This is a genomic window from Flavobacterium olei (genome assembly GCF_039749035.1).
Classification (GTDB): Bacteria; Bacteroidota; Bacteroidia; order Flavobacteriales; family Flavobacteriaceae; genus Flavobacterium; species Flavobacterium olei.
Window position 1 is genome coordinate 332301 of the sequence record NZ_JBDKWC010000002.1, and the last position, 19493, is coordinate 351793.

Genomic DNA, 19493 nt, shown 5'->3' on the forward strand with positions numbered 1-19493 from the left:
ATAAGGTAAAAAGCAAATTTACGGTTTTAAATTTAATTTTCCTGAAGTGTATTATTTCAATAAAATAGGTACAGAATATTGCATTTTAAGTTTTTTTCCGTTCGATTCGCCTGGCTGCCATTTGGGACATACACTCAAAACTCTGATGATTTCTTTTTGCAAAGGTTCTTCAATAGCAGGAGAACATTCGAGAAATGATACAGTACCATTTTTTTCTACTGCAAAGGCCAGCGTAAAATTAAGTTTCCAATAACTTACGCCTTCCGGTTTTTTATATTCTTTCATAAAAAAGCTGTGAAATTGATCAATGCCACCCGGGAATTCTGCATTTTTAGGAGCTTGCTCCTTTTTAAGAGAAACATCTTCAGTTTCTACAGTTTCATTTCGTGAAGAATTACTTTTTTTAATTTTTGATTCTTCAATTGGTTTTATAAATTTAACCTGATCAACTTTTGGTGGAGGCGGAGGCGGAATAACAACGTTCTTTGTGTCATTTTCGTCAATTGCCGGCTCTCCAACTATTATATCATTAGTCGGAGAGAGGTCTGTAACAACTTCAACTTTATCTATCTTTTTCTTTTTCCCATCTTTATTTGCACAACTAAACAAGGTTGTTCCCATTGCTACAAATAAAGCCAACAGAAACATTTTGGAATAATTGGTTTGAGAATATAAAACCCGATCGGGAATCTGAATGGTGATGCTTTCCAATTGCGTATTTTTAAATCTTCCGCAGATTTTTTTATTTTCATTTTGGATGAAATAATGCTGAACTTCGTTAGGAAGCATCGAGGTAAAATCAACAACCGTTTTAGCGCAGCTCAAACAAAAACGGCCGTTTTCATTTGGCTTCATTTTGTTCCAGTTTTCGTGGCACGGTTCGGGAATTGTGATTTTATGTTTATCATCCATAACTTTTATAATGGAATTTCGAATGTGAATGATGATCGAACAATACGTTTTTTTAATTTTCCCGGAATCCAATTGGGAGCAGTTTTTAAAATTTTTATAGCTTCTTTCCCTATTTCTATGGATGTGTTTTTCTCAATATTGAAATTACTAAGACTGCCGTCTTCTTCAACAACAAAAACTATAAAGGCTTTTCCATAAAACTTTTTCATGTTTTTTGGAGCTTTAAAATTTTTAGCAAAAAAAGCATAGAATTTTTCCATTCCGATTTCCGGAACTGGCAGAACATCCAAATCGGTTGAATTATATATTGTATGATAATTAAAGCTCCCTGTCTGAATGGAGTTGGAAATAATAATGTTCCCTGTTGTAAATCCAGGATTAAGAAGGTCTTTTTTCTTTTTCTCTTTTTTTGATTCAATCTGGTGTCCGTAGCAAGAAGAAACATCTTCATTCTCATCTTGTTCTATGTTGTTAACAATCTCAATTTTATCAATTTTGTTTTTATTTCCATTATTATCTGCGCAGCTAAATAAGGTAGTTCCCATAGACACAAATAAAGCCAACAGAAACATTTTGGAATAATTGGTTTGAGAATATAAAACCCGATCGGGAATCTGAATAGTGATGCTTTCCAATTGCGTATTTTTAAATCTTCCGCAGATTTTTATATTTTCATTTTGGATGAAATAATGCTGAACTTCGTTAGGAAGCATCGAAGTAAAATCAACAACCGTTTTAGCGCAGCTCAAACAAAAACGACCGTTTTCATTTGGCGTCATTTTGTTCCAGTTTTCGTGGCACGGTTTGGGAATGGTAATTTTATGAGTTTTATCCATAAAGAGCTTTCAGCAAATAAATGTAATAAAAAATAACTTCTAAATCTTATTTTTGCAATTATGGAAAATCCTTTCACCGACGAATATTTTATGAAAAAAGCCCTGCAGGAAGCTGAAATGGCTTTTGATAAGGGCGAAATTCCTGTTGGAGCTATTATTGTAGTCGCCGACAAAGTAATTGCAAGAACACATAATTTAACCGAATTATTAAATGATGTTACGGCGCATGCTGAAATGCAGGCGATTACCTCTGCCGCAAATTTCCTTGGCGGAAAATATCTGAAAGATTGCACGCTTTACGTCACCTTAGAGCCTTGCCAGATGTGTGCGGGTGCATTGTATTGGAGCCAGATTTCTAAAATTGTTTTTGGTGCACGCGATGAGCAAAGAGGGTTTTTAACGATGGGAACAAAATTACACCCTAAAACTACCGTGGTATCCGGCGTTATGGCAAATGAAGCGGCTGATTTAATGAAACGTTTTTTTCTTGAAAGACGAAAATAAATTATCTGAATTGAGGCTCTTCTGATTCAAAACTTCAACAAAAGTTAAATAATTATTATTAGAGAATTTTCTTCTTAAAGCAGTCAAAAAATACTTTACATTTATCGCAATTTAATTTGTATTTTGCTGTTATCGCATATAACAGTAAATCTGTTAAATAAGAAGTTTATTAATCCATATAACTCTGGTAAAAGTGAAAGTAAAAGGGCTGTCTCTCGTATTTTTTGTGTTTTTTATTTTTCAATCCTGCGGACGCAAATCAGCTGCAGATTTCAATTCCGATTTTTCATTATTTAAAGATTACATTACCAGTTTTACAGGTGGAATTGTTTCTTCAGATTCTGATATTCGCGTGGTTTTGGCTTTCGATAAAAACGATTGGAAACCCAATCAGGAATTAGACGACGATTTGTTTGACATTTCGCCAAGCGTTCATGGAAAAGTCGTAGCGCTTTCCACTAATACCCTTGCTTTTATTCCCGAGAAAAAATTGGAACCGGGTACAGAATATCAGGTTACTTTAAATCTCGATAAACTGACGGCAATTCCCAAAGAGAAAGAAAAGGAACTTTCAAAATTCAATTTTACCGTTAAAACTGTAAAACAGGATTTTACAATAAATACCGAAGATATTCAATCTTACAGCAAAGAATATCAATACCTAAACTGTGTGTTGAAAACAGCAGATAATATTGACATTGAAACTGCTAAAAAATTGGTTGAAGCCAAACATAACGGAAATAATCTGAAAATTAAATTTGAAAAAAATTCCGGAACCGGTAAAGAATTTCGTTTTATAATCGATAGTATTCAGCGTCAGTCTGAAGCTTCAAATCTCGAAATTATTTATGATGGAAATGATTTTGATATTGATCAGAAAGGACAAATTGATTTTCCGATTACAGGCATTAATGAATTTAAAGTCGTAAAGGTCGAAGTTCCGGATGGAAATAATCAATCGGTTTTGATTAATTTTTCGGAACCTTTAGAAAAGGGACAAGATTTTAAAGGTTTAGTTTCCATTCAAAACACCAATAATTTAAAATTTTCAACTCAGGGAAATTTACTGAAAGTATATTTTACAAATCAGAATGCACCTAAAAAAGAAGAATCTGTACCTGTTGTCGAAGAGCCTGTCGCTGTTGGGGTAGATTCTGCTTCCATTGCGGTAGATTCCGCTTCAGTTGTGGTTGATACAGTTGCAGTAGAAGACATTGTAGAAGTGGTTCCGGATGAAGAGCCTGAACAAGTCATCACGGGCGAATTATTGTTGGAAGTTTTTCAGGGAATAGAAAGTCAGTACGGTAAAAAACTGGCAGAAAATTATAGTGAAAAAATCTCTTTTGATCAAATTAAACCCAATGTTCGATTTGTCAAGAACGGAACTATTCTGCCAAGTTCAAACAATTTGAAATTGAATTTTGAAGCAGTAAATTTAAGCGCTGTTGATGTAAAAGTTTATAAAATCTATAAAAACAATATTCTGCAATTTCTTCAGTATAATGAATTCAATGGAGCGCAGAATCTCAAGAAAGTCGCACAGCCAATTGCCAAAACAACACTTAATTTAAAAGAAAGCACTCTGGTAAATCCGACGAAATGGAATACGTATGCTTTGGATTTATCTAAAATCATAAAACCGGAACCCGGAGCGATCTACAGAGTTGAATTTGAATACAAAAAGAAATATTCCCTATATAAATGTGAAACTTCAGAAGGTTCGGAAGATGAAAATGAAGAAGAAGAAGTAGACGAAAATGACGTAAACTACAGCGGAAACTCTTACGACGATTATTATTACGATGATTATGAGTGGAGAGAAAGTCAGGATCCTTGTACAGGCTCCTACTATTACAATGCAAAAATTGCGACCAATATCCTGGCCTCAGATTTAGGGGTTATTGCCAAAAGAGGGGAAAATAAATCGTATTTATTTGCTGTAAATAATATTGTTACCACAGAGCCGGTTTCGAACGCACGAGTAGATTTATATAATTTTCAACAGCAAAAAATTAGTTCTCAAGCTACAAGCAGTGAAGGTATAGCTTCTTTCCAGCTGGACAAATTCGCTTATTTTGCGATTGTAAGTTTAGGAGATCAGTCAACTTACGTAAAACTGGACGACGGACTTTCACTTTCTGTCAGTAATTTTGATGTAGCCGGGGAGACTTTACAAAAAGGTCTGAAAGGATTTATTTATGGAGAAAGAGGCGTTTGGCGTCCTGGAGATAATTTGTATTTATCTTTTATTCTGAATGATGCTGCGAATAAACTGCCGAAATCTCATCCAATCAAATTTCGATTAAATGATCCAAACGGCAAAACAGTTTATCAGACAGTTCAAAAAACAAATGAGTTAAATCATTATGCTTTTATAGTGCCGACCAATCAGGATGCGCCAACAGGAAATTGGGAAGCGATGGTAAGTGTCGGCGGAGCGAAATTCTACAAAAGCATTAAAATTGAGACGATTAAACCAAACCGTTTAAAAATTAAAAATGCCTTTAGCAGAAAAACACTTTCGTCCTCTTATCCAAACACAGATAATCTTGAAGTGACGTGGCTTCATGGTGCAATTGCAAAGAATCTGAATGTAGAAATGCAGGCTAAATTTTCTCAGCAAACCACTACTTTCAAAGGATATGAAAAATATACTTTTGATGATATAGTGCGTCAGTTTAGTACAGAAGAAATCAATGTTTTCTCCGGAAAACTGAATGAAAGTGGAAAAGCATCAGTAAATATTCAGCCGAAATTACAAGGTCAGGCCCCGGGAATGTTGCGCGCCTCTTTCATTACAAAAGTATATGAAGAAGGTGGAGATTTTAGTACAGATGTCATGTCTACAACTTATTCTCCGTATAAAACGTATGTCGGACTTAAAACGCCGGAACTCAATAAGTATAGCATGCTTGAAACCCGTGCAAATAATCGTTTTGATGTTGTAACGGTTGATGAAAACGGAAGGCCTAAAGCCGTTCGTAATCTCGAAGTGAGAATTTACAAAGTAGACTGGAGATGGTGGTGGGATTCCTCTAGCGATAATCTTTCCAATTACAACTCTTCAAATGCAACAACATCGTATAAAACGTTGGTCATCAATACAGATGCAAATGGTAAAGGGAGTTTTCAATTCTCACTTACAGATCAGGAATGGGGACGTTATTTAATTCGTGTTGAAGATACAAATGACGGTCATGCGACAGCTCTGACAGTAAATATTGACTGGCCAGTCTGGTCGGGAAAAACGAGAAACAGAGATGCTTCTACGGCAAATATGCTGGTTTTTTCTACCGATAAGAAAAATTATGCTGTTGGCGAAAAAGCACAAATCTCTTTCCCATCCAGTGAAGGTGGAAGAGCTTTAATCTCTATCGAAAACGGATCAAGAGTTGTACAGACCATCTGGGCAGAAACTAAAAACGGAGAAACAAAAGTTGAGGTTCCGATTACAGGAGCGATGGCGCCAAATGTTTATTTTAATATTACATTATTGCAGCCTCATGCTTCCACCAAAAATGATTCGCCTATTCGTATGTATGGTATAGTTCCGATTGAAGTGGTCGATAAAAATACTATTCTGGCACCGACTATCAATATGCCTGATATTTTAAAACCCGAACAACCCTTTACCGTAAAAGTAGGGGAGAAATCCGGTAAGGAAATGACCTATACAATTGCCGTTGTAGATGAAGGACTTTTGGATTTAACACGTTTTAAAACGCCAAATGCATGGGACAATTTTTATGTTCGTGAAGCTTTAGGAGTAAAAACATGGGATGTTTATGATGATGTAATTGGTGCTTATGGCGGAAAAATAAATCAGATTTTCAGTATTGGTGGAGATCAGGATTTAGGCGGTGGAAAAGCTAAAAAAGCCAATCGTTTTAAACCGGTGGTGCTGTATTACGGGCCATTTAAATTAGGAAAAGGAGAAACGAAATCGCACCAGTTAAAACTGCCAAAGTATATTGGTTCTGTCCGTACAATGGTCGTAGCTGGAGATGCAAATACCAGTGCCTACGGGAGTGTTGAAAAAGCAACTCCGGTAAAAAGTCCGTTGATGGTTTTGGCTTCACTGCCAAGAAAAATTTCGCCTTCTGAAAAAGTAACGCTTCCGGTAACCGTTTTTGCTACGGAAAATAAAATCAAAAATGTTTCCATTCAGGTAAAAACTAGTAACGGATTAAAAATTATGGGAAGTGCCGTACAAAGGCTGAATTTCACGCAGCCGGATGAAAAAATGGCGTATTTTAATTTGGTGGTAGGTGCAGCGACCGGAATTGCAAAAGTTCAGGTTATTGCTACTTCAGGAAGTGAGAAATCGGTTTATGATGTTGAAATCGATATGACAAACCCAAATCCGGTTACGAGTACTTTTACAGATGTTGTTTTGGCACCAAAGAGTTCAAAAACAATTTCATGGAAAACATTTGGAATTGCCGGAAGCAATAAAGCGCGACTGGAAGTTTCTTCGATGCCGTCGATGAATTTAAACGGAAGACTGCAATTTTTAATTCAGTATCCACATGGCTGTGTCGAACAGACTACTTCTTCTGTTTTTCCACAATTATATTTGGGTGATGTTGCTGATATTGATGCAAAACGTAAAGAACTGATTCAAAAAAATGTAACAGCGGGAATTGCAAGATTAGGAAATTTCCAACTATCAAACGGTGGATTGCCTTACTGGCAGGGAAATGCCATTGCAGACGATTGGGGAACTTCATATGCGGGACATTTCTTAATTGAAGCAGAGAAAAAAGGATATGTCCTGCCAATAAATTTTAAATCAAAATGGCTGTCGTATCAGCAAAAAGAAGCTAAACAATGGCGTTTTGAACCCAAATACGGAAATGATTTAGCTCAGGCGTATCGTTTATATACTTTAGCTTTGGCAGGAAATGCCGATTTATCTTCAATGAACAGATTAAGGGAAACTAAAGGAATTTCAAACGAAAGTATGCTTCGTCTGGCTGCAGCGTATGTTTTGGCCGGGCAAAAATCGGCTGGACAAAATTTATTTTTGCATACGCGTATCGATGGAAATTCAGACGAGTATAGCTATTACTATTACGGGTCGGATGAACGAAATCGTGCAATGGCTTTGGAAACGATGCTGCTTTTAGATCAGAAGCAAAAAGCATTTGCAACGGCTGCGAAACTAGCCAAGGAGATGTCGGCTAATCAATGGATGAGTACACAAACGACGGCTTATTGTTTGTATGCGATGTCTAAATTTGCCATAAGCAATGGTCCAAAAGGAATTAATATTCAGTTTAGTAAAAACGGAAAAGGAGAAATTATAAATACAAGTAAATCTATTGCCGATCGAAGTCTGTCAGTGGCTTCGGGTGCAAATAGTATCACCTTAAAAAACAATAAAGCTAATACGGTATATGTTCGGGTACTGAATACCGGAATTTTGCCAATCGGACAGGAAAATGTGGTTCAAAGTGATGTTACGGCTTCTATTGTGTTTAAAAACAGAAAAGGAAGTGTTATCAATGTTTCCAGAATAAGTCAGGGAACAGAATTTGTTGCCGAGGTAACGATTAAAAACCAAAGAGGAGAAAGCGTTCAAAATGTTGCATTGTCTCAAATTCTGCCATCTGGTTTTGAAATTGTAAATACTCGTTTTACCGATTATGGAGATGCAGTAAATAATATCGCTGATTATATTGATATTCGTGATGACCGCACTAATTTCTATTTTGGAATGAAAGGAAGAGAGACTAAAGTATTCCGTATTCTGCTAAATGCATCGTATTTAGGTAATTACTATCTGCCAGGATTGCAATGTGAGGCAATGTATGACAACACTTTCTTAGCCAGAACAAAAGGATTCTGGGTTGAGGTTGTGAAATAGTTTTGAATGGGACACAGATTTTACAGATTAAACAGATTTGAACTTATTTTAATTACTCTGTAAAGATCTGTTTACTTTATGTAATCTGTGGACAAAAACTTTAAGGTTAAACTTATTAGGATTGAAAAATAAAATAAAAGCATTTTTCCAACGCATTATAAACTGGATAAAAAAAAATAAAATTAAATCAGCAATTGCATTTCTGCTCTTGCTGATTTACTATTTTTCGATACCCCGGACTTTATTCAAAGAACCATATTCCACAGTTATAGAAAGTAAAGAGGGAGAATTGTTAGGTGCTAAAATTGCTAAAGACGGGCAATGGCGTTTTCCTGCGCAGGATAGCGTGCCTAATAAATTTAAGAAATGTATTGTTTATTTTGAAGATGAATACTTTTATAAACATCCCGGATTTAATCCCGGAGCGATGGTAAACGCTTTTAAACAGAATAAAAAAGCAGGAAAAGTAGTAAGAGGCGGAAGTACACTGACCCAACAGGTTATACGCTTATCGCGAAAAGGAAAAAAGAGGACTTACTTCGAAAAAATTATTGAAATTATACTGGCAACCCGACTGGAATTAGGTTATACTAAAAATGAAATTCTGGAAATGTATGCCGCTCACGCACCTTTTGGAGGAAATGTGGTGGGACTAGAAATGGCTTCCTGGAGGTATTTTGGTGTTCAGTCTAATCAGCTGTCATGGGCAGAGAATGCTGTTCTTGCCGTTTTGCCAAATGCTCCAAGTTTGATTTATCCGGGTAAGAACCAGATTAAATTATTAAATAAACGCAATCGTCTGTTGCTGAAACTGCACCAGGAAGGCATAATCGACAAGCAGACTTACGAACTTTCTGTCGAAGAACCGTTGCCTCAAAAACCTTATGATTTGCCCCAGACAGCGCCTCATTTGTTACAAAGAGCGGCAAAAAATGAAGAAGGTACACGGGTAAAAACAACGCTTGATTTTGCTCTACAGAACAGAGTCAATCAAATTGCGAGATATTATTACAACCAATATAAACAGAATGAAGTTCACAATCTGGCAATTTTAGTGATTGATGTAAAAACCAGAAATGTGATGAGTTATGTCGGAAATTCTCCTGCAGATGCCGATCATCAGAAAGATGTCGATATTATAGATGCACCAAGAAGTACAGGAAGTATTTTGAAACCGCTTTTATATGCTGCGATGCTTGATGATGGCGAATTACTTCCAAATACCTTGATTGCAGATATTCCGACGCAGATTTCAGGATATACGCCTCAAAATTTTAATTTAACTTTTGACGGAGCAGTTCCTGCGCATCGGGCTTTATCGAGATCATTAAATATTCCGGCAGTTTTAATGTTGCAGGATTTTGGAGTAAATAAATTTTATGAAGAATTGCAGCGATTTAACCTCAAAAACATCAATAAAACACCAGATCATTACGGTTTGTCGCTGATTTTAGGAGGTGCAGAAAGTAATTTGTGGGATTTGTGCCGAACCTATGCAAATCTTTCCTCGACAGTTAATTTTTACTCTGCAAGTCATGGTAAATACAGGACAAACGAATTTACGGAGTTAAATTATAAGAATAATTTTAAACCCGATTTTGGCTCAGAAAGTGATCAGAAAAATATTCTGGGTGCAGGTTCAATCTGGCTGACATACAATGCAATGGAAGAAGTCAACAGACCGGAAGGAGACGAAGCGTGGAAGTTTTATGACAGTTCACTTAAAATTGCCTGGAAAACAGGAACCAGTTTTGGAAATCGCGATGCCTGGGCAATAGGAACAAATTCCAGATATGTTGTGGGAGTTTGGGTCGGAAATGCAACAGGAGAAGGAAGACCAACTTTGACCGGCGTTACAAGTGCCGCACCAATTTTGTTTGATGTTTTTAATCTGATGCCGAGACAAAGGTGGTTTAATACTCCATATAAAGATTTAGCCGAAGTTGAGGTTTGCCGCTTAAGCGGATATCTTGCAAAAGATAATTGTCCGAAAATCAAACAATGGGTTCCTAAAAAAGGAAAATCGACTAATGTTTGTCCGTATCATAAAACCATTCATTTAGATAAAACAGAACAATTTCAGGTAAATAGCAGTTGTGAAAATATAGATAACATTATCACTAAAAACTGGTTTGTGTTGCCTCCGGTTATGGCGTGGTACTATAAAAGTCAGCATATAGAATATTTGCCACTGCCACCGTTTAAAGAAGGCTGTGAAGGAACGCAAATCGCAACGATGGATTTTATTTATCCAAAAGCGAATAGTAAAATCTATTTAACAAAAGATTTTAATAGTAATGTTCAGCCCGTAATTTTAAAAGTTGCTTATTCCCAAAGAGATAAAGAATTGTTTTGGTATGTAGATAATGTTTATAAAGCCACAACAAAAACATTCCATGAATTGCCCATTACTCCAACTACTGGAACGCATTATATTACAGTTGTTGATGCTTCCGGGAATGAAATCAGAAGAAAAATCGAAATTGTGAGGGAGTAAAATTCTTCGACTTTGATCAGGAGGACATTAATATATAAATAGCTTTATTTTTCGCAATAGCGCACAAAAAAACCGCCAGTCTTTCGAGAGGCGGTTTTTCTTTATTCTGAAATAACATTTCCTTTAATGTCGTAGAAATGATATTCTAAGTACGTGTAAGCGTCACGAGGTATGATTTTCACCCATTTCTTATGCTCAAAAAACCATTTTGAGCGTAATGATGGAAAACCTTGACTGAGGTATGCAGCCACAAACGGATGTACATTAAGCACAACTTTTTTGTGGATTTTAAGAAGTCGGTCTAAATCAGATGAAATCTTATCAATAATTAAAATTGGCGCTTCAATTTCGCCATTTTCATTGTTAGGATCTTCTTCTCTGGTTTTGATGTTGACTTCTGGTCTTACGCGCTGTCTTGTAATCTGGACTAAACCAAATTTACTCGGCGGTAATATTTTATGTTTTGCTTTATCGTCGCTCATTTCTTCTCGCAAGAAGTCGAACAAGACTTTCCTGTTTTCGGGATTAGACATATCGATAAAATCAACTACGATAATTCCGCCCATATCACGCAGACGAAGTTGTCTTGCGATTTCTGCAGCGGCAATCATATTTACTTCCATGGCTGTATCTTCCTGGTTGGTTGCTTTGTTAGAACGATTTCCACTATTTACGTCTATAACGTGAAGAGCTTCAGTATGTTCAATAATAAGATAAGCCCCTTTACTCATAGAAACAGTTCTTCCAAATGAAGTCTTAATTTGTCTCTCTATATTGTATTTCTCGAAAATTGGAGTATCATTTGATTGATAAAACTTTACAATTGATTGTTTTGAAGGTGCAATTTCCTGCAGATATTCCTTCGTTTGATGGTACAACTCTTCATCATCTATCTGGATACCACTAAAGGTATCGTTGAATACATCTCTTAATATAGAAGAAGCTCTGTTAAGTTCTCCTAATACTTTTGATGGATGATGAGCAGTTGGTAATTTTTTACACATTGCAGACCATCTGCCAAGCAGGTTCTGCAAATCTTTTTCTAATTCGGCTACGTTTTTGCCTTCGGCTACTGTACGAACAATAACACCAAATCCTTTAGGTTTGATCGATAGAACAAGTTTTTTTAGTCGGTCCTTTTCTTTTTTGTCTTCTATTTTTTGAGAAATAGAAACACGATCAGAAAAAGGAACCAGAACGATAAATCTTCCGGCCAGAGAAAGCTCAGCGCTTATCCTTGGACCTTTGGTCGATATAGGTTCTTTGACAACTTGAACTAAAACAGATTGATTGGCACTTAAAATATCAGTAATGATGCCATCTTTGTCAATCTCTTTTTCAAACTGAAAGGTTTTTAGGGAGAAATCTTTTATTTTACCTGCGCTTACAAGTTTTATGAATTTCAGTTGGGAAGCTAAGTTTGGACCTAAATCGTGATAATGTAAAAAAGCATCTTTTTCGAAGCCTACATTTACAAAAGCAGCATTAAGTCCCGCAACTGGTTTTCTAATCTTGGCAATAAAAATATCACCAACCTGAAAGTTGCTTTTCTCTTCTTCTTTGTGTAATTCAATTAGTTTTCCATCTTTTAATAAGGCAAAATCTACGGCTTCAGAACTAGATCTAATGATTAATTCTTTATTCACACTGTAAATTTTTATCTGTTTTTTCAGAAAATAGAATATAGAGAATAGAAAATAGATTAAAAAAAAACCTAAAATCTATCCCGATAGCTATCGGGACTAAAATCTAAAATCTTATCTACAGATGGATTAAACAATAATTTAAACAGGTATTGAACCCGGGGAAAAGAAGATTAGTGGAGGATAGAAGAAAGAGAATAGATTTTACGTCTATTTTCTGTTTTCTTGACTCTTTCATCTTTTTTTCAATTTCAATGAACGTTTAAAAAGAAAAAAAGTAGTTTAAAACTACTTTTTCTTTTTGTGGCGGTTAGCTCTCGCTCTTTTTTTACGTTTGTGAGTAGCTACCTTATGTCTCTTTCTTTTTTTACCACTTGGCATATCGTGTCAGATTTATGTTAATTAATATTATTTTGCTTCGTTGTTTGTTTTAACTCCCTCTACAAAAACTTTTGCAGGTTTAAACGCAGGAATGTTGTGTGCTGGAATTTTAATAGTTGTGTTTTTAGAAATGTTTCTTCCAGTCTTTTCAGCTCTGGTTTTAACGATAAAACTACCAAATCCTCTTAGGTAAACATTGTCTCCAGTTTCTAAAGAAGTTTTAACTTCTTCCATAAAAGTTTCTACTGTTGCTTGAACGTCTCCTTTTTCAAGACCTAGTTTCTCTGAAATCTTCGCTACGATATCTGCTTTCGTCATTTTCTTTCCTATTTTATTTTATAAATGGTGTACTATTTTTTTGAGGTTGCAAATATAGGAATTAAAAAAATAATTAATCAAGCTAATTCGTTAAATTTTAATTACATAAACATTTACTTTTGTATTCTAAGTATTTTGCAATGGATTTTCATAACATATTGATAAAATGGTATTTACAAAACAAGCGTGATTTGCCGTGGCGAAAAACGGTCGATCCATACCAGATTTGGCTCTCAGAAATTATGCTTCAGCAGACAAGAGTTGCTCAGGGAACGCCATATTTTTTTTCATTTACCAAGGAATTTCCTACTGTAAAAGATTTAGCAGAAGCCTCAGAAGAAAAAGTTTTAAAACTTTGGCAGGGTTTAGGATATTATTCGAGAGCCAGAAACCTTCATAAAACAGCACAATATATTAGTAATGATTTAAATGGGGTATTTCCAGGTGCTTATGCAGAACTTATAAAACTGAAAGGAGTAGGGGAATATACAGCTGCCGCAATTGCATCTTTTTCTTATAATGAATGCGTGCCGGTTGTAGACGGAAACGTGTTCCGTGTACTATCTCGCTATTTTGATATTGAATCTGATATTGCGCTGCCCGCCACAAAAAAAGAATTTGCTGCCCTGGCAAGTGAATTAATGCCAGAAGATAATCCGGCAATGTTCAATCAGGCCATAATGGAATTTGGTGCGCTGCAATGTGTTCCCAAAAGTCCAGATTGTTCTGTATGTGTTTTTAATGAGAGTTGTGCTGCATTGCAAAAAGGAAAAGTGAACCTGCTTCCTGTAAAATCTAAAAAAGTAAAAGTCACCAACCGTTATTTTAATTATTTGATTTTGGAAGATGAAGCCGGAAGTACTTTAATCCAAAAAAGAACTGCAAAAGGAATCTGGCATAATTTATATGAATTTCCGTTAATTGAATCAGAAACCATTATTGATTTCAAATCTGTTCTGGAAATTGCCAGAGATGTAACTTTTCCTCAATATACTATAATAGGTATGGAAGATTACAATAATTCTACTATTGTGCACAAACTTTCACATCAGCATTTGCACATACAATTCTGGAAAATAAAAGTAAAAGGAAAAATAGAAAACGGTATAGATCAGGAACAACTAAAAACGTTTCCTTTTCCGATTGTTATTTATAATTTTATAGAGAAATTATAAAAAATAAAGGTTTCTTATATTTAAGAAACCTTTATTTAGATTTTAAGATCCTGCCACAGCATACTGTATAATTCTGGCTACAATTCCGACAGCAAAACCAATTAGTGCCAGATTACAGGCAGATTTTGCGGCTACAGGTTGTTCTTCCTTCTTTATAAAGTAAATAATTGCACCTGCCAGCGGGATACAAAATGATAACACCTTTAAACCAGTGTTCAGATCTTCAGTAGATTTATTGTTTCTGTTTTCAAATTCATTGAATTCCGAGTTTTCAGACATGATTTTTATATTTAATAATTAGTTAAAAATGTATTTGAAAGAGAATACAATCCAAAATGCAATAAAATCAGAAATGCCTGCCAAGCCATAACCCGCTAGGATTCCCGAGGTAAAACGAAAGAAATTATTGCTTTCTCTATTGCCGTAAGCCTGGGTTAAGCCGTCAATCATTGTGGGTAATATTGCTAAAATGGCCCAGTAAATGTCAATTTTTATAAACCATAAAAGAGGAATAAAAATAAAATAGCCAACGTAAATCCCCGTGCATCTGGCGCAAAAAGGAAATTGCTTTCCTCTGTAGAAGAAAGATCTCGAAGGCAATCTGTGACAACTTACAAATTCTATTTTTTTCATATACTAAAAATACATTTTTATTTAATTTAACACCACTTTTCATCCAAAAATTTCAAATACATTTTCCAACTACGCTTTTTTAACCTCAAATAAAAGACAAAAAGACACCATAACTTTTTAAAGATTAAAATATTTCTTTTACTCAATCGATTTATATTTTTAGGAAAAGCAGGAAATAATTTGCTAAAAAAATGTATCTTTGGTAGAAATACCACCAAAAACTATGAATGGAACATTAAATAAAGTGATGCTTATAGGCCATTTGGGCGACGATGTAAAAATGCATTATTTTGATGGAGGAAACTGTATAGGAAGGTTTCAGCTTGCAACAAATGAAGTTTACATTAATAAAACAACAAATGAAAAGATAACTTCTACAGAATGGCATAATTTGGTTGTTCGCAATAAAGCAGCAGAAATATGCGAAAAATATCTTTCTAAAGGAGATAAAATATATGTAGAAGGACGTATAAAGTCTCGCCAGTGGCAGGCTGAGGACGGAACTACAAAATATACTACAGAAATTCAGGTTACAGAATTTACTTTCCTGACCACCAAAAAAGAAACTACACATACTAAGCAAAATCAGGATACAGAATCAGCAAAAAACACTAACTTTGATGCTGCAAATGAAGGGCTTCCAATAAACGATCTGCCTTTCTAAAAGATGTTTAACTAATTTAATGCGATTTGGACCCGGAGCCCAGTTTACTTTTTCTTGCAAATCTTGACGCCAATTTAATTATTGGTTTCGTCGGAATATTTATTTTGCTATTTCTTTCTGCAATCGTCTCAGGTGCAGAAGTTGCTCTTTTTTCTTTATCACAGCAAGATATTGATGATACTATAAACCATAATATTTCAAAAGGGAAAATTATTTCAAACCTCTTGGATAAGCCCAAAAAGCTTTTGGCTACTTTGTTGGTTGCCAATAATTTTTTCAATATTGGAGTTGTAATTTTATTCGCTTATGTGGGACAGAATATTTTTGCCGGTATAAGTTCTCCTGGCTTCAAATTTACTCTTGAAGTCGTCCTTGTTACTTTTTTAATTTTACTCTTTGGCGAAGTACTTCCTAAAGTTTATGCCAGTAGAAACAGCGTTCGTTATGCGAAGCGTGTCGCATATCCGTTGGCCTTTTTAGACAAAATACTTTCGCCCATAAGCTTGCCCATGCGTGCGCTTACGCTATATTTGCAGAATAAATTAGGAAAACAGAAAAATAATTTCTCCATCAATCAGCTTTCTCAGGCATTAGAATTAACAGATTCTGAGGGAACTTCTACAGAAGAGCAGAAAATTCTGGAAGGAATTGTTTCTTTCGGAAATACAGATACCAAACAGGTAATGAGTCCGAGAATTGATATTTTTACATTAGAAATATCTGAAACGTTTGCTTGTATTTATCCTAAGATAATTGATAAAGGATTTTCGAGAATTCCGGTTTATCGTGATAATATTGATCAGATTGAAGGCGTGCTTTTTGTAAAAGATTTATTGCCTCATATAGACAAAGAAGAATTTGACTGGACTACCTTAATTCGGGAAGCTTTTTTTGTTCCTGAGAATAAAAAACTGGATAATTTGCTAAAGGATTTCCAGAGTTTAAAAAGCCATTTGGCTATTGTGGTAGATGAATACGGAGGGACGTCTGGATTGGTTTCTTTAGAAGATGTAATCGAAGAAATCGTAGGAGATATAAGTGATGAGTTTGATGATGAAAATCTGAACTTTTCGCAGATTGACGATAATAATTTTCTTTTTGAAGGAAAGATAAATCTGAAAGATTTCTACAGAATTGTAGATGTTGATGAAGATGTTTTTGAATCCCACAAAGGCGAAGCAGAAACGCTGGCCGGATTTATTCTGGAGATTTTAGGTAATTTCCCTAAAAAAGATCAAAAAGTGCCTTTTGAAAACTGTATTTTCACCATTGAAACAGTCGACAAAAAGCGTGTAAAACAAATAAAAGTAACCATAAATAAAAATGCTTAACAAAATACTTTCAATCACCCTAATTTTGCTTTCGCTAACGGTAATAAGCTGCAAAAATGATGTTTTGCCAAAACCGGCTAGTTACTTACGATTGGATTATCCCGAAGCTAAATATGTGAATTTTGAAAACAATTGTCCGTTTACTTTTGAAATGAATGAAGGGGCAATTATAAAAGGCGAAAAAGAATGCGGTTTTGCAATTACTTATCCCAAAATGAAAGCAACTATCTATCTGACTTACAAACCCGTAAACAATAATATAGATAAGTTGTTAAAAGACGCTCAAAAACTGACATATGAGCACGTTATTAAAGCCGACGATATTTTAGAACAGCCATATTTAAACCCTGAGAAAAAGGTTTACGGAATGTTCTATCAGGTTGACGGAAATGCGGCGACCAATTCTCAGTTTTACGTTACAGACAGTACAAAACACTTTTTGATTGGGTCTGTTTACTTTTATGCAAAACCCAATTTTGACTCAATTATGCCCGCGGCAAGTTATGTTAAAAATGATATGCAGAGGTTGATGGAAACGTTGAAGTGGAAATAAAAAAATAAAAAGGATTCAATTTGAATCCTTTTTTGTTATTGCAAGAGTTATATAGAAAATATTTGTCATAGTTTAATGTAGTTTGTAAATTATACGAGAAAAAATTAAGTAAAGTTGGAAAACAGTTACAAAAAAAGTAGAAATATTTTGAAATTGAATATTTAAAAATTAAGAATGGAATGTTAGTTCCAATGAAAGTTTTATTTTGGAGAAGCCATATTTAAATACGCAGAAAAAGTCTACGAAATGTTTTATCAAATAGACGAAAATGCAATAACTAATTCTCAATTTTGAATTTCGAATAGTAAAAAATGTACTTTTTTAATAGGTTAGATGTATTTATACTCAAAAACCAGATTTTAACTCGATATGTATATGCTGTAGTTATGTTGAGAATGATATGTAGCCTTGATGCAAAACTTTAAATTGGAAATAAAAGAGAGCAAAAAGGATCCGAATTTGGATCCTTTTTTTATTAATTAAATATTATAAAAAGAAAAATTACTCCTCCTAGAAAAATTACTCCTATCATATGATTTCTCTCGCTATTGGCACTCTTTTTATTTATATTTCCCTTAGGAGACCATATTTCTGAAAAGACAATAAAGTCATGATTTTTAAAAAGAATAATTGCATTTAAATATGTAAATCTAACACATGCCCCAAGAAGCTCAATTAAATACCGTCCAGATATTATTTCTATTAAATCCATTATTCTTCATTTATTTTTTTAGCCCCTTTTTTTGTATATCTAATAAACTTGCTTCTTGACGTATAAGAAGTTATGTATTTATTCATTTGTACCAATATTGGTCCTCTAGTTGCTGGTGATAATTTTGTTAAAAAAGTACCTTTAAATGTTGAGCTAAATGTTGCAACGTTATATTTACTAACCAAGCTTGGTGCTGAGGAAAATCTTCCTTTAATTGGTGAAGGAGTAAAAAGTTGTATGGTGTTCAAACCAGATTCTACTACTTCTTGTGGGCTAGCCCCAAAACCATTGAGATGTCTGGCTGAATTATCTTTATAGTAATTTCTTGTGCTATATACCCATATATCATCTAATAAGTTGTAAGGTACTTTTGCTAAACCTTTTAGCTTAGATGTGGCAAAGTTATCATTTTCATTGAATTTAAGTAATTAGTTTCAATATTTTCAAAAAAGTTTGCTTTATGAGCAGAAATTTGTGGTGTCCAACCATAATTATCAAGTCCTTTATTAGATGAAACAGATGTAATAGTTAATCCTGTCTCAAATCCATCAGGAGTAAGTTCAAGTTGTGTGGACGATAAATTAAAATAATAACCTTTGGTATCGCTATACATTATTGCTGAAGGATCTTTTCTATCTCTTATAACTTGATTTCTTTTATAATTTGCCCAAAATTTAAAAAACCAACCCCCATCAGAGTCAATTCCAGAAAGTGGGTTATTTCCCATTCCAAGATATGGTGAATTATATTGTCCATAAGGATCTGTAGATAGCCACCTTCCAATCCTTCCATCCCAAAGACGAAGCTGGAAAGCCTCCATACCCGTTTCCTGATCTATTTCTTGTCCTTGGAAGGCATAACGATAATTACTTAACGCATTACGAGATGGCAATTGTTCACCAATAGGATAATAGTCAGCAAAAGATTTAATTACAGGGCTGCCACTCTCTATAATAGCTCTTACGTTACCAAGATGTGATATTCAAAATTTTAAATTTTTAATTAGGATAACTTTAATTTCGGTATATTCAAGCAAATTTACATTAAAAAAGGCATTCTATATGAACGCCTTTTAGTAACTAGTAATCAATTAAGATTTCATATTCGAAACCTTATATGTTTTTCCGTCTCCAGTTTCCTGAACCACTTTTGTTAAAGATTCCGGATTTTGGATTGTTTTGTCAAAACTTACTGTTGCCGTTTTTTTATCAAAATCAACGGTTGCTTTGTCAACTCCGTCAAGATTTGCTAATTCTTCTTCTATAGTTTTTGCACATCCAACAGCGCAAGTCATTCCGTCTATTGTAAAACTCGCAGTTTGTAAATTTTCTGCAGCGATTGCTTTGTGTTCTTTCGGAGCACTTTTTTCTGTATTTACAACTTGAAGGCTTTTATCTTCTCTTTTTTGCATCCAACGAATACCAAACCAGCGATTGCTGCAACTACTAAAATTTTTGAAATCTTC

Annotated in this window: 17 protein-coding genes; 8 read left to right on the forward strand and 9 right to left on the reverse strand. The window is 34.6% G+C overall.

The window, feature by feature from the left end; genetic code table 11:
- Window positions 1-51 precede the first annotated feature (51 nt).
- Window positions 52-912: a hypothetical protein gene (locus ABEB31_RS05405; RefSeq protein ID WP_347050334.1), complete on the reverse strand. Its 861-nt coding sequence runs from the start codon at window positions 910-912 to the stop codon at window positions 52-54.
- A 5-nt stretch (window positions 913-917) separates the two neighbouring features.
- Window positions 918-1748 (reverse strand): energy transducer TonB, encoded by an 831-nt coding sequence (locus ABEB31_RS05410; protein ID WP_347050335.1) that lies wholly within the window; start codon window positions 1746-1748, stop codon window positions 918-920.
- Between the two features lie 60 nt (window positions 1749-1808).
- On the opposite strand from ABEB31_RS05410, the gene ABEB31_RS05415 reads away from it, so the two are divergent.
- The 3 genes from ABEB31_RS05415 (at window position 1809) to pbpC (ending at window position 10618) form a co-directional block, all read left to right on the forward strand.
- On the forward strand, window positions 1809-2252 hold the full coding sequence (locus ABEB31_RS05415) for a nucleoside deaminase (RefSeq protein ID WP_347050336.1): 444 nt from the start codon (window positions 1809-1811) through the stop codon (window positions 2250-2252).
- Between the two features lie 193 nt (window positions 2253-2445).
- Window positions 2446-8121: an alpha-2-macroglobulin family protein gene (locus tag ABEB31_RS05420; RefSeq protein WP_347050337.1), complete on the forward strand. Its 5676-nt coding sequence runs from the start codon at window positions 2446-2448 to the stop codon at window positions 8119-8121.
- Window positions 8122-8242: 121 nt separating this feature from the next.
- Complete coding sequence (pbpC, locus tag ABEB31_RS05425; protein ID WP_347050338.1) at window positions 8243-10618, forward strand: penicillin-binding protein 1C; 2376 nt, start codon at window positions 8243-8245, stop codon at window positions 10616-10618.
- Between the two features lie 101 nt (window positions 10619-10719).
- Here the strand turns inward: pbpC and ABEB31_RS05430 are convergent, their stop codons facing one another.
- Together ABEB31_RS05430 and ABEB31_RS05435 are read right to left on the reverse strand one after the other, a co-directional pair.
- On the reverse strand, window positions 10720-12264 hold the full coding sequence (locus tag ABEB31_RS05430; RefSeq protein WP_347050339.1) for an Rne/Rng family ribonuclease: 1545 nt from the start codon (window positions 12262-12264) through the stop codon (window positions 10720-10722).
- A gap of 405 nt (window positions 12265-12669) precedes the next feature.
- Window positions 12670-12960: an HU family DNA-binding protein gene (locus ABEB31_RS05435; RefSeq protein ID WP_007805026.1), complete on the reverse strand. Its 291-nt coding sequence runs from the start codon at window positions 12958-12960 to the stop codon at window positions 12670-12672.
- 140 nt (window positions 12961-13100) lie between these two features.
- On the opposite strand from ABEB31_RS05435, the gene mutY reads away from it, so the two are divergent.
- Window positions 13101-14135 carry an A/G-specific adenine glycosylase gene (gene mutY / locus ABEB31_RS05440; protein ID WP_347050340.1) on the forward strand — a complete coding sequence of 345 codons (1035 nt, stop codon included), beginning with the start codon at window positions 13101-13103 and terminating at the stop codon, window positions 14133-14135.
- Between the two features lie 42 nt (window positions 14136-14177).
- On the opposite strand, the gene ABEB31_RS05445 is transcribed toward mutY, so the two are convergent.
- Both ABEB31_RS05445 and ABEB31_RS05450 read right to left on the reverse strand, forming a co-directional pair.
- Window positions 14178-14414 carry a hypothetical protein gene (locus ABEB31_RS05445; RefSeq protein ID WP_347050341.1) on the reverse strand — a complete coding sequence of 79 codons (237 nt, stop codon included), beginning with the start codon at window positions 14412-14414 and terminating at the stop codon, window positions 14178-14180.
- 18 nt (window positions 14415-14432) lie between these two features.
- The gene (locus ABEB31_RS05450) at window positions 14433-14768 is read right to left on the reverse strand and encodes a DUF2085 domain-containing protein (RefSeq protein WP_347050342.1); all 336 of its coding nucleotides are present in this window, start codon (window positions 14766-14768) and stop codon (window positions 14433-14435) included.
- A 223-nt stretch (window positions 14769-14991) separates the two neighbouring features.
- On the opposite strand from ABEB31_RS05450, the gene ABEB31_RS05455 reads away from it, so the two are divergent.
- Genes ABEB31_RS05455 through gldD form a run of 3 tightly spaced genes read left to right on the forward strand, consistent with a single transcriptional unit; the run spans window position 14992 to window position 17316 of the window.
- The gene (locus tag ABEB31_RS05455) at window positions 14992-15432 is read left to right on the forward strand and encodes a single-stranded DNA-binding protein (RefSeq protein ID WP_347050343.1); all 441 of its coding nucleotides are present in this window, start codon (window positions 14992-14994) and stop codon (window positions 15430-15432) included.
- A gap of 26 nt (window positions 15433-15458) precedes the next feature.
- Window positions 15459-16763: a gliding motility-associated protein GldE gene (locus tag ABEB31_RS05460; RefSeq protein WP_347050344.1), complete on the forward strand. Its 1305-nt coding sequence runs from the start codon at window positions 15459-15461 to the stop codon at window positions 16761-16763.
- Window positions 16756-17316 (forward strand): gliding motility lipoprotein GldD, encoded by a 561-nt coding sequence (gene gldD / locus ABEB31_RS05465; protein ID WP_347050345.1) that lies wholly within the window; start codon window positions 16756-16758, stop codon window positions 17314-17316. Before ABEB31_RS05460 ends, gldD begins: the two co-directional genes overlap by 8 nt.
- A gap of 475 nt (window positions 17317-17791) precedes the next feature.
- Here gldD and ABEB31_RS05470 read toward each other — a convergent pair whose 3' ends face one another.
- Window positions 17792-18028, reverse strand: coding sequence for a hypothetical protein (locus ABEB31_RS05470; RefSeq protein WP_347050346.1), 237 nt, complete (start codon window positions 18026-18028; stop codon window positions 17792-17794).
- A gap of 72 nt (window positions 18029-18100) precedes the next feature.
- On the opposite strand from ABEB31_RS05470, the gene ABEB31_RS05475 reads away from it, so the two are divergent.
- Window positions 18101-18346 (forward strand): hypothetical protein, encoded by a 246-nt coding sequence (locus ABEB31_RS05475; RefSeq protein WP_347050347.1) that lies wholly within the window; start codon window positions 18101-18103, stop codon window positions 18344-18346.
- A gap of 64 nt (window positions 18347-18410) precedes the next feature.
- On the opposite strand, the gene ABEB31_RS05480 is transcribed toward ABEB31_RS05475, so the two are convergent.
- Window positions 18411-19010, reverse strand: coding sequence for an RHS repeat domain-containing protein (locus ABEB31_RS05480; RefSeq protein WP_347050765.1), 600 nt, complete (start codon window positions 19008-19010; stop codon window positions 18411-18413).
- Between the two features lie 108 nt (window positions 19011-19118).
- Window positions 19119-19439, reverse strand: coding sequence for a heavy-metal-associated domain-containing protein (locus tag ABEB31_RS05485; RefSeq protein WP_347050348.1), 321 nt, complete (start codon window positions 19437-19439; stop codon window positions 19119-19121).
- Between the last annotated feature and the right edge of the window lie 54 nt (window positions 19440-19493).

What these genes read in the sequence shown, in the direction of transcription:
- ABEB31_RS05445 (WP_347050341.1), bottom strand. Translation starts at nt 14,414, where the DNA reads ATGTCTGAAAACTCGGAATTCAATGAATTTGAAAACAGAAACAATAAA.
- ABEB31_RS05450 (WP_347050342.1), bottom strand. Translation starts at nt 14,768, where the DNA reads ATGAAAAAAATAGAATTTGTAAGTTGTCACAGATTGCCTTCGAGATCT.
- mutY (WP_347050340.1), top strand. Translation starts at nt 13,101, where the DNA reads ATGGATTTTCATAACATATTGATAAAATGGTATTTACAAAACAAGCGT.
- ABEB31_RS05405 (WP_347050334.1), bottom strand. Translation starts at nt 912, where the DNA reads ATGGATGATAAACATAAAATCACAATTCCCGAACCGTGCCACGAAAAC.
- ABEB31_RS05475 (WP_347050347.1), top strand. Translation starts at nt 18,101, where the DNA reads ATGTATTTATTCATTTGTACCAATATTGGTCCTCTAGTTGCTGGTGAT.
- ABEB31_RS05410 (WP_347050335.1), bottom strand. Translation starts at nt 1,748, where the DNA reads ATGGATAAAACTCATAAAATTACCATTCCCAAACCGTGCCACGAAAAC.
- ABEB31_RS05455 (WP_347050343.1), top strand. Translation starts at nt 14,992, where the DNA reads ATGAATGGAACATTAAATAAAGTGATGCTTATAGGCCATTTGGGCGAC.
- gldD (WP_347050345.1), top strand. Translation starts at nt 16,756, where the DNA reads ATGCTTAACAAAATACTTTCAATCACCCTAATTTTGCTTTCGCTAACG.
- ABEB31_RS05415 (WP_347050336.1), top strand. Translation starts at nt 1,809, where the DNA reads ATGGAAAATCCTTTCACCGACGAATATTTTATGAAAAAAGCCCTGCAG.
- ABEB31_RS05485 (WP_347050348.1), bottom strand. Translation starts at nt 19,439, where the DNA reads ATGCAAAAAAGAGAAGATAAAAGCCTTCAAGTTGTAAATACAGAAAAA.
- ABEB31_RS05470 (WP_347050346.1), bottom strand. Translation starts at nt 18,028, where the DNA reads ATGGATTTAATAGAAATAATATCTGGACGGTATTTAATTGAGCTTCTT.
- ABEB31_RS05435 (WP_007805026.1), bottom strand. Translation starts at nt 12,960, where the DNA reads ATGACGAAAGCAGATATCGTAGCGAAGATTTCAGAGAAACTAGGTCTT.